The organism is Rothia santali (assembly GCF_024199905.1).
GTDB lineage: Bacteria > Actinomycetota > Actinomycetes > Actinomycetales > Micrococcaceae > Rothia > Rothia santali.
This window is the reverse complement of sequence record NZ_JANAFB010000063.1, coordinates 1-8,854: the sequence shown is the minus strand read 5'-3', so window position 1 is coordinate 8,854 and position 8,854 is coordinate 1. Positions and strand designations below refer to the sequence as shown.

At 72.2% G+C, this 8,854-nt stretch carries 9 protein-coding genes; 6 read left to right on the top strand and 3 right to left on the bottom strand.

The genetic code is table 11. The features are described 5' to 3' along the window. Positions 1–138: 138 nt before the first annotated feature. The 4 genes from NBM05_RS14745 (at position 139) to holA (ending at position 3,893) form a co-directional block, all read left to right on the top strand. Positions 139–294, top strand: a complete 156-nt coding sequence (locus NBM05_RS14745; protein ID WP_309248182.1) for a ComEA family DNA-binding protein — start codon at positions 139–141, stop codon at positions 292–294. A gap of 1 nt (position 295) precedes the next feature. Then, complete coding sequence (locus tag NBM05_RS15735) at positions 296–1,924, top strand: ComEC/Rec2 family competence protein (protein ID WP_254168990.1); 1,629 nt, start codon at positions 296–298, stop codon at positions 1,922–1,924. Between the two features lie 81 nt (positions 1,925–2,005). After that, complete coding sequence (locus tag NBM05_RS14735; RefSeq protein WP_254168988.1) at positions 2,006–2,701, top strand: MgtC/SapB family protein; 696 nt, start codon at positions 2,006–2,008, stop codon at positions 2,699–2,701. A 181-nt stretch (positions 2,702–2,882) separates the two neighbouring features. Further along, a complete protein-coding gene (gene holA, locus NBM05_RS14730) occupies positions 2,883–3,893 on the top strand; it encodes a DNA polymerase III subunit delta (RefSeq protein ID WP_254168986.1) in 1,011 nt (336 codons plus the stop codon). A 157-nt stretch (positions 3,894–4,050) separates the two neighbouring features. Here the strand turns inward: holA and rpsT are convergent, their stop codons facing one another. Then, positions 4,051–4,314, bottom strand: coding sequence for a 30S ribosomal protein S20 (gene rpsT, locus NBM05_RS14725; RefSeq protein ID WP_254168984.1), 264 nt, complete (start codon positions 4,312–4,314; stop codon positions 4,051–4,053). A gap of 304 nt (positions 4,315–4,618) precedes the next feature. Here rpsT and lepA point away from each other — a divergent pair, with 304 nt between their 5' ends. Next, positions 4,619–6,475 (top strand): translation elongation factor 4, encoded by a 1,857-nt coding sequence (gene lepA, locus NBM05_RS14720; RefSeq protein WP_254168982.1) that lies wholly within the window; start codon positions 4,619–4,621, stop codon positions 6,473–6,475. Then, complete coding sequence (hemW, locus tag NBM05_RS14715) at positions 6,472–7,701, top strand: radical SAM family heme chaperone HemW (RefSeq protein ID WP_254168980.1); 1,230 nt, start codon at positions 6,472–6,474, stop codon at positions 7,699–7,701. The genes lepA and hemW overlap by 4 nt, the downstream gene beginning before the upstream one ends. Positions 7,702–7,722: 21 nt before the next feature. Here the strand turns inward: hemW and NBM05_RS14710 are convergent, their stop codons facing one another. After that, on the bottom strand, positions 7,723–8,067 hold the full coding sequence (locus tag NBM05_RS14710; RefSeq protein WP_254168978.1) for a DUF4870 domain-containing protein: 345 nt from the start codon (positions 8,065–8,067) through the stop codon (positions 7,723–7,725). A 216-nt stretch (positions 8,068–8,283) separates the two neighbouring features. Beyond that, the coding region (locus NBM05_RS14705) for a DUF3097 family protein (RefSeq protein WP_254168976.1) at positions 8,284–8,854 on the bottom strand (571 nt) is incomplete at its 5' end.

Genomic DNA, 8,854 nt, shown 5'->3' with positions numbered 1-8,854 from the left:
GGGGGGGGGGGGGGGGGGGGGGGGGGGGGGGGGGGGGGGGGGGGGGGGGGGGGGGGGGGGGGGGGGGGGGGGGGGGGGGGGGGGGGGGGGGGGGGGGGGGGGGGGGGGGGGGGGGGGGGGGGGGGGGCGGCCACCGAGCTGCAGGCGCTGCCCCGCGTCGGCCCGGTCCTGTCGGAGCGGATCGTGGACTGGCGGGAGCAGAACGGCCCGTTCGCCTCGGTACAGGAACTCGACGCCGTCCCCGGCATCGGCCAGGCGATGATGGCCTCCCTCGAGCCCCTGGTCACGGTGTGAGGTGGCGGGATCCGAGTCGCGTCCCCTGCCGCGGCCGCGGGGAGCGGACCTGCGCCTGCTCCCCGCGGCCGGGATGGTCTGGGCCGCGGCGGCGGCGGTGGAGGCGGGAGCGCCCGTCCCTCCCCGTCCGGCCGCGCTGGCGCCGGTCGCGGTCGCCGCGCTGCTGCATCTCGTCCTCCGCCCCCTTCTGCTGCGCGTCGTCCGACCGTCCTGGGCGCGCATCGCGGAAGGCGTCGCGGCGTCGGCGACGCTGTGCCTGATCGCCCTCGCGGCCTTCGTGGCCTGCATCGGTCCCGCCGACGAGGGGGCGGGCCGGCGGCTCGGGGACGCCGCCGACTCGGAGCGGACCGTCCGGCTGCTCGTCGAGTCGCAGGGGGAGGCGCGGGTGGTCCAGGGGCGGTTCGGCTCCTCCCAGGTGCTCGACGCCGTCGTCCGGGAGGCGGACGGGGTGCGGCTCGACAGCGGCCCGGCTGAGCGGATCACGCTGTGGAGGGCCCTGCCCGAGGGCGCGCGCACCGAGCGGCCGTGCGGCGCTGAGGAGCAGACGTGCGAGCTGACCGTGCTCGGGCGGCTGATGCGGGACGGCGGCCGGTACGCGATGCAGGTCGGGGCGATGACGCCCTCACCGCCCCGGAGCCCCGACGGGCCGGAAGAGGCTCTCGTCCCCGCCTGGCTCGGCGACGTCGTGGACCGCCTGCGCACCGGTCAGGAGCGGCGCGCCGAGGCGCAGCTCGCGCAGGACGCGGCCGCCCTGGTCCTCGGGATGACCTACGGCGACGACTCCGGCCTGCGGCCCGAGACCGAGGAGGCGCTCAAGACGGCTGGCCTGACCCACCTGACGGCGGTGAGCGGCGCCAACGTGGCGTTGGTGTTCCTGCTCGGGGTTCACGCCGTGCGCTGGACCCGCTGCCCCCGGCCGACGACCATCGGTGTCGGCCTGGCGGCCGTCGGCGGGTACGTGGTCCTGGTCGGCCCGGAGCCATCCGTGCTGCGGGCCGCGGTGATGGGCCTGCTGGGCGGGGTGACGCTGGCGCTGGGCCGAGGTGGGGCGGCGGTCGCAACCCTGTGGATCGCCATCATCGTCCTGCTATGCGCTGACCGGCACCTGGTGGGTGAGCCGGGGTTCATCCTCTCGGTGCTGGCCACCGCGGGAATCGTGCTGCAGGGGCCGATGCTGTGCCGGGTGCTGGTCGGTTGGATGCCGCGATTCATCGCCGACCCGTTGTCGGTCACCGCCGTGGCCGGGCTGTGGTGCGGCCCGTACCTGGTGTGGATGACCGAGTACTGGGCGCCGTTCACCCTGCCGGCCAACCTGCTCGTGGCGCCGGTAGTTCCCGGGGTGACGCTGACCGGGCTGCTGGCGCTGTGCCTGCAGGGCTCCGCGCCGGTGGGCGCATCGCTGACGATTGCGGCGGGGTGGGGAGCCCGATGGGTCGAGCTGGTCGGGGTGGGCGCGGGGTCGTTGCCGCTGTCGCGCGTTGAGGCCGGGGCGAGCCCGGGCCCGGTGGTGTTCGCGGCGGTCCTGGCTCTGGTGGTCACCGTGCTCGCCTACCGGGCGGATCCGCTGCGCGGCCGGCGGGGAGGGGCGCTGCCGGACAACCTCTCCCTGAGCCTCGACCGCCCACCCTGACCGTCCTGGCCACCCCGGAGTAACATCTCGGTCAGGGACCGAGACGCCAGCGCCTCGCTCGGACACAGGAGATGCGTGGGAATGGACGCCTTCTACGGACAGGGATGGCTGCAGATCGCCCAGCTGCTGCTGGCCTTCGCGCTCACCAGCCTCATCGGCGTCGAGCGGCACCTGCGGGGGAAGAAGGCGGGGCTGCGGACGCAGGCCATCGTCGGGACGGCGTCGGCACTGTTCATGCTCATCAGCAAGTACGGCTTCGACTCCGTCCTCGGGCCGAACGTCAACGTCGACCCGTCGCGCGTGGCGGCCCAGGTGGTCTCCGGGGTCGGGTTCCTCGGCGCGGGGCTGATCCTGACCCACCGCGGCACCGTGCGGGGGCTGACCACCGCGGCGTCGGTCTGGGAGGCCTCGGCGATCGGCATGGCCGCCGGCTCCGGGCTGTGGCTGCTCGCGCTGGTGGTCACGGCGCTGCACTTCGTCGTGGCCTACGGGTTCAGCATGATCTCGAGGCGCCTGCCGGGCGGGCTGACCGCCCACGAGACGATCATCGTGACCTACCCCGACGGTCGCGGCCTCCTGCGGCGCATCCTGCACGTCATCACCTCCGCCGGCTGGGCCATCCACGAGAGCGCGCCCCATCGATTCGAGGACGGCACCGTGGGGGTCGAGCTGGAGATCTCCGGAAGCCGGGAGCTCGCCGTCCTCCTCGCGCAGCTCAGCAGCGTCGAGTCCGTCATCAGCGTCAGCGTCGCGGGGGAGATCGCCGACGACTCCTGAGGCGACGCGGCGGCCGCCGGCGGGCCCGGTGTCCACCGGTCGGCGCCGCCGTCGTGCGGCGCCTCCTCCCCGCGCCTAAGATGAGGGGGACAGCAGACCCGCCCGCGCGGGGCCCGGCCGGTCCGCGACCGCACGGGGCCCGCCGCGCAGGGGGTCACGCCGAGCCCGGAAGGACCGCACAGTGCCACCACGCCGTTCCAGCCGATCGCAGTCGAGCGGACCCACCTGGCGCGACGTCGAGCCCGCCCCGGTCGTCCTGCTCCAGGGCTCCGAGGAGTACTTCGCCCACCAGGCCCGACGCCGCTTGATCGGCCTGGCCCGGGAGTCCGAGGCGGGCGCCGAGGTCCACGAGCTCTCGGCCCGCGACTACGCCACCGGCGCGCTGGCCATGGCCACCAGCCCCTCCCTGTTCGGCGACTCGCGCGTCGTCACGGTCGGCGAGCTCGAGAAGATGAGCGAGGAGTTCCTCGAGGACGCGGTGGCCTACCTCGCCGCCCCGGACCCCGAGTCCATGGTCATCCTGACCCACGGCGGCGGCAACCGCGGCAAGCGGCTGCTGGACGCGATCGCCAAGGCCAAGCACCCGGTGGTCGAGTGCAAGCCGCTGAAGAACGACCGGGACAAGTCCGACTTCGTCTACGCGGAGGTCCGGTCCGCCGGCCGCCGCATCGAGCCCGACGCCGCCCGCCTGCTCATCGCCGCCGCGGGCCGGGACGTGGGGGAGCTGGCCTCCGCGTGCCGCCAGCTGGCCCAGGACGGCCCGCCCACCATCTCCGACGGCATCGTGGAGAAGTACTACGGCGGCCGGGCCGAGGTCACCGCCTTCAAGGTCGCCGACGCCGCGGTGGCCGGCAACAGCGGCTTCGCGCTGCGGGCGCTGCGCCAGGCCCTGGACTCGGGCACCGATCCCGTCCCCCTGGTCGGCGCCCTGGCCATGCGGGTCCGCCACATCTGCCAGGTGCACGGCCTCCGGGAGGCCCCGGCCCAGCTCGCCCGCTCGCTGGGCATGGCTCCGTGGCAGGTCGAGCAGGCGCAGCGCGACTCGCGGCGCTTCACCTCCGAGGCGCTGAGCGAGGTCGTGCGCAGCCTCGCCGAGGCGGACGCCCAGGTCAAGGGCGAGGCGCAGGACCCGGTCTACGCGATGGAGCGGGCGATCCTCACCCTGACCATGGCGGGGCGTCGCCACGGCTGAGCGCGGCCCCGGTTGAACACGGCCGTGGCTGAGCAACGCCGCGGCTGAGTGCAGCCCCGGGATGCACGAAGGCTCCGGGGTGCACGAAGGCTCCGGGATGCACGAAGGCCCCCGCCGGGATCCGGCGGGGGCCTTCGACTCACTTACTTAGGGAAGACTAAGAGAGCTCGTTGACGCGAGCGGCCAGGCCCGACTTCTTGTTCGCAGCGTTGTTCTTGTGCAGAACACCCTTGCTCACAGCCTTGTCGAACTTCTTGCCGGCCAGGCGCAGGGCCTCGACGGCCTGCTCCTTGTTGCCCGCCTCGACGGCGGAGTTGACCTTGCGCACCGAGGTGCGCAGATCCGACTTGTAGGCGTTATTGCGCAGACGAGCCTTCTCGTTGGTCAGGATCCGCTTCTTCTGAGACTTGATGTTAGCCACGTGAAAACCTTCTGTTTTGTCTTATAGGTCAGTGAGGGCAAACGAGCCGGTCTTGACTGAGCGGCGTGGGGATGCCTGTGACAACCGGCTCGCAGTGCCCGATGACCATCGGACACACAGCTGTCGAGCCTACCAGCAACGACCGCCGTGAACCAGGGTGGACGCGGCATTGCGTGCGCCACATGCGAGTGACGCCGGGCGTCCACAGGCGCGGCACCGCTTAGCGCCGGATGCGAAAACATGGGAAACTAAAGGATCGACCGGCACTCCATCGTGCACCCGTCCACAGAAAGGGCAGCTACTCGTGGCACCTCAGGCGAGCGAAGCTCCGCGGCCAGCGGCTACCGATCCCAGCATCCTGCGGAACTTCTGCATCATCGCCCACATCGACCACGGCAAGTCCACCCTCGCGGACCGGATGCTCCAGGCGACCGGCGTGCTGACCCCCCGGGAGATGAAGAACCAGTACCTGGACCGGATGGACATCGAGCGCGAGCGCGGCATCACCATCAAGTCGCAGGCCGTCCGCATGCCGTGGGAGGTCGAGGGCACCGCCTACGCGCTGAACATGATCGACACCCCCGGCCACGTGGACTTCACCTACGAGGTCTCCCGCTCCCTGGCCGCCTGCGAGGGCGCCCTGCTCCTGGTCGACGCCGCCCAGGGCATCGAGGCGCAGACGCTCGCCAACCTGTACCTGGCGATGGAGAACGAGCTCACCATCATCCCGGTGCTCAACAAGATCGACCTCCCGGCCGCCCAGCCGGAGAAGTACGCCGAGGAACTCGGCAACCTCATCGGCGTAGACCCCGAGGACGTCCTGCGCGTGTCGGGCAAGACCGGCGAGGGCGTCGAGGAGCTGCTGGACCGGATCGTCCGCGACCTCCCCGCGCCGCAGGGCAACGCCGACGCCCCGCCCCGCGCCATGATCTTCGACTCGGTCTACGACTCCTACCGCGGCGTCGTGACCTACGTCCGCGTCGTGGACGGCAACCTCAAGCCGCGGCAGAAGATCGCCATGATGTCCACCGGGGCGGATCACGAGCTGCTGGAGATCGGCGTCATCTCGCCCGAGCCCAAGCCCACGGACGGGCTCGGCGTCGGCGAGGTCGGCTACCTCATCACCGGCGTGAAGGACGTCCGGCAGTCCCGCGTGGGCGACACGGTCACGGACGCCCGGCGCCCGGCCGCCGAGAACCTGGGCGGCTACGAGGACCCCAAGCCGATGGTGTTCTCGGGCCTGTTCCCGATCGACGGCTCGGACTACCCGATCCTGCGCGACGCGCTCGACAAGCTCAAGCTCAACGACGCCGCGCTGGTCTACGAGCCGGAGAACTCGGCCGCGCTGGGCTTCGGCTTCCGCGTCGGCTTCCTCGGCCTGCTGCACCTGGAGATCGTTCGGGAGCGTCTCGAGCGGGAGTTCAACCTGGACCTGATCTCCACCGCGCCCAACGTCATCTACGACATCGTGGCCGAGGACGGATCCTCGATGCGCGTGACCAACCCCAGCGAGTTCCCCGAGGGCAAGATCTCCGTGATCGAGGAGCCCATGGTGGCCTGCACCGTGATCGTGCCCAGCGAGTTCATCGGCTCGGTCATGGAGCTGTGCCAGTCCCGCCGCGGCCAGATGGGGGGCATGGACTACCTCTCCCAGGAGCGCGTCGAGCTGCGCTACCGGATGCCGCTGGCCGAGATCGTCTTCGACTTCTTCGACCAGCTGAAGTCCCGCACCAAGGGCTACGCCTCGCTGGACTGGAAGCTCGACGGCACGCAGGAGGCTGACCTCGTCAAGGTCGACATCCTGCTCCAGGGCGAGCGGGTGGACGCCTTCTCGGCCGTGACCCACCGGGACAACGCGTACTCCTACGGCACGGCCATGGCCACCAAGCTGCGCCAGCTCATCCCGCGCCAGCAGTACGAGGTGCCGATCCAGGCCGCCATCGGCTCGCGGGTGATCGCCCGCGAGACCATCCGCGCGATCCGCAAGGACGTGCTCTCCAAGTGCTACGGCGGCGACATCTCCCGCAAGCGCAAGCTGCTCGAGAAGCAGAAGGAGGGCAAGAAGCGCATGAAGATGGTCGGCCGCGTGGAGGTGCCGCAGGAGGCGTTCATCGCGGCACTGTCCTCGGGCGAAGAGACGAAGGACAAGTCCAAGAAGTGAGTCCCGCCCAGCCCACCGGCGACCCGGCGCCGGCCGACGGCCTGCTGCCGGCCTCCGCGGGTGCTACGGCCGCCGAGCGGTCGCTCAGCCTCTACGTCCACGTCCCGTACTGCACCGTGCGCTGCGGGTACTGCGACTTCAACACCTACGCCGCGGAGGAGTTCGCCGACGGCGTCGGGCGGCTGACCTACGCCGACGACGCCGTGCGGGAGCTGCGCTTCTCCGCCAGCGTCCTGGAGCGCTCGGGCGCCGCGGGGAGGCCCCTGCACTCGGTCTTCTTCGGCGGCGGCACGCCGACCCGGCTCCCGGCCGAGGACCTCGCGCGGACCCTGCGCACCGGCGTCGAGCTCTTCGGACTGGAGGAGGGCGCCGAGGTCACCACCGAGGCCAACCCCGACTCGGTGACGCGCGAGGACCTGGAGACCCTGCGCGACGCCGGGTTCACCCGCGTGTCCTTCGGCATGCAGTCGGCCGTGCCGCGCGTGCTGGAGGTCCTGGACCGGACGCACACCCCGGCCAACGTGCCCAAGGTCGTGGACTGGGCCAAGGAGCTCGGGCTGCAGACGTCCGTGGACCTGATCTGCGGCGCGCCGGGGGAGACGCTGGAGGAGTGGGAAACCTCGGTGCGGGCGGCGATTGGCTACGCCCCGGACCACATCTCCGCGTACTCGCTCATCGTGGAGCCGGGCACCAAGCTCGCGGCGCAGATCGCGCGCGGGGAGCACGTCCCGGTCGACGACGACACCCAGGCGGACATGTACCAGCTGGGCGACGAGCTGCTCTCGGAGGCCGGCTACCGGTGGTACGAAATCTCGAACTGGTCCACGGGGCGGGCGACCCGCTCCCGGCACAACCTCGCCTACTGGCGGAACCAGGACTGGTGGGGGATCGGGCCGGGGGCGCACTCGCACGTGGGCGGGGTGCGGTGGTGGAACCTCAAGCACCCGCTGCCCTACGCCAACCGGCTGCGCGACGGCGTCTCGCCCGCGGCCGCCCGCGAGCACCTGGACGCAGAGACCCGCTACACCGAGGAGATCATGCTGGGCGCGCGGATCGCGGACGGGCTGCCTCTGGAGCGGCTGCGCGCCCCGGGCCGGGAGGCCACCGGTTTCCTCGCCCGTCAGGGCCTCATCGAGGAGCGGGCGCTGCGGGAGGGGCTGGTGCGGCTCACTCTGCGCGGCCGGCTGCTGGGCGACGCGGTCGTCCGGGAGCTGCTGGCGGACTGACGCCGGCCGGGCCCGACCCGGTCAGCGTCCCCCGGCGATCCGGTCCAGCAGGCGGGTGTTGAGCGGGTACTGATACGGGTTGCCGCGGTTGACCACCACCCCGGCCACCAGCGACATGATCGTGATCGACAGCCACACCACGGCCGCCGCCAGGCCGAAGACCCAGCCGATCGCCGGGATCACCGAGAGCCCGATGCACACCACGATCACCAGCGTCGGCAGCAGGGTGAAGTTCAGCGCCTCGCGCGACTCCTGCGCCGTGAAGCGCCCGCGCTGGCGCACCGTGGCGTAGATGACCGCCGCGGGCAGGCAGCCGGCGACGCCGCCGAAGTGGGAGAGGGTCGCGAGCGCCCTGTCGTCCCTCACGCTCAGCGGTTGAGGGGTCGCCGAGACCCCCTCGAACGGAGTGTCCGACTCAGTGGTGGAAGTGCGCCCCAAGGCAGCCCGCCCCTTCTCTCGTGTCCCTCGGTCCCGTGCAGCCGACGCGCGTGCAGGGCTCAGATCATGGTACCGGGTGCGGAGGGGCCGCGGACGCGCATGACGACACGTCGGCCGACCTCTGCGCGGGCTCGCAGGCGGCGTTCAGGAGGGCGCCTGCTCCTGGGTGAGGAAGTCGATGATGTGCTCCACCGGCCCCAGGATCCCCGGGTCCAGGTCGGCGTAGGTCTCCACGCTGCCCAGGATCCTCTTCCACCCGCGGGCGGACTCCGCCGGCGTCCCGTGCGGCCACCCGATGCGCCGCAGGATGCCGGTCTTCCAGTCCTCGCCGCGCGGCACCTCAGGCCAGGCCCGGAGCCCGACGGCGGCCGGCTTCACCGACTGCCAGACGTCCACGTACGGGTGGCCCACGAACAGGACGTTCTCCCGCGCGCCGGGCAGAGCCATCGCCTGCTCCGCGAGGCGCGACTCCTTGCTGCCGGGCACGAGGTGGTCCGCCAGCACGCCCAGCCGGCGGTGCGGGGCGGGGGAGAAGTCCCGGATGATCTCCATGACGTGGTCCAGGCCGTGCATGGGCTCGACGACGATGCCCTCCTGCCGCAGATCATCGCCCCAGACCTTCTCGACCAGCTCGGCGTCGTGCACCCCCTCGACGAGCATGCGGGAGGCCCGCGCGGTCCGGGCCCGGGCGCGCGGGGCCGCGACCGAGCCGGAC

Excerpts from the sequence above, each read along its gene's own strand:
- NBM05_RS14735 (WP_254168988.1), top strand. The coding sequence starts at position 2,006 with ATGGACGCCTTCTACGGACAGGGATGGCTGCAGATCGCCCAGCTGCTG.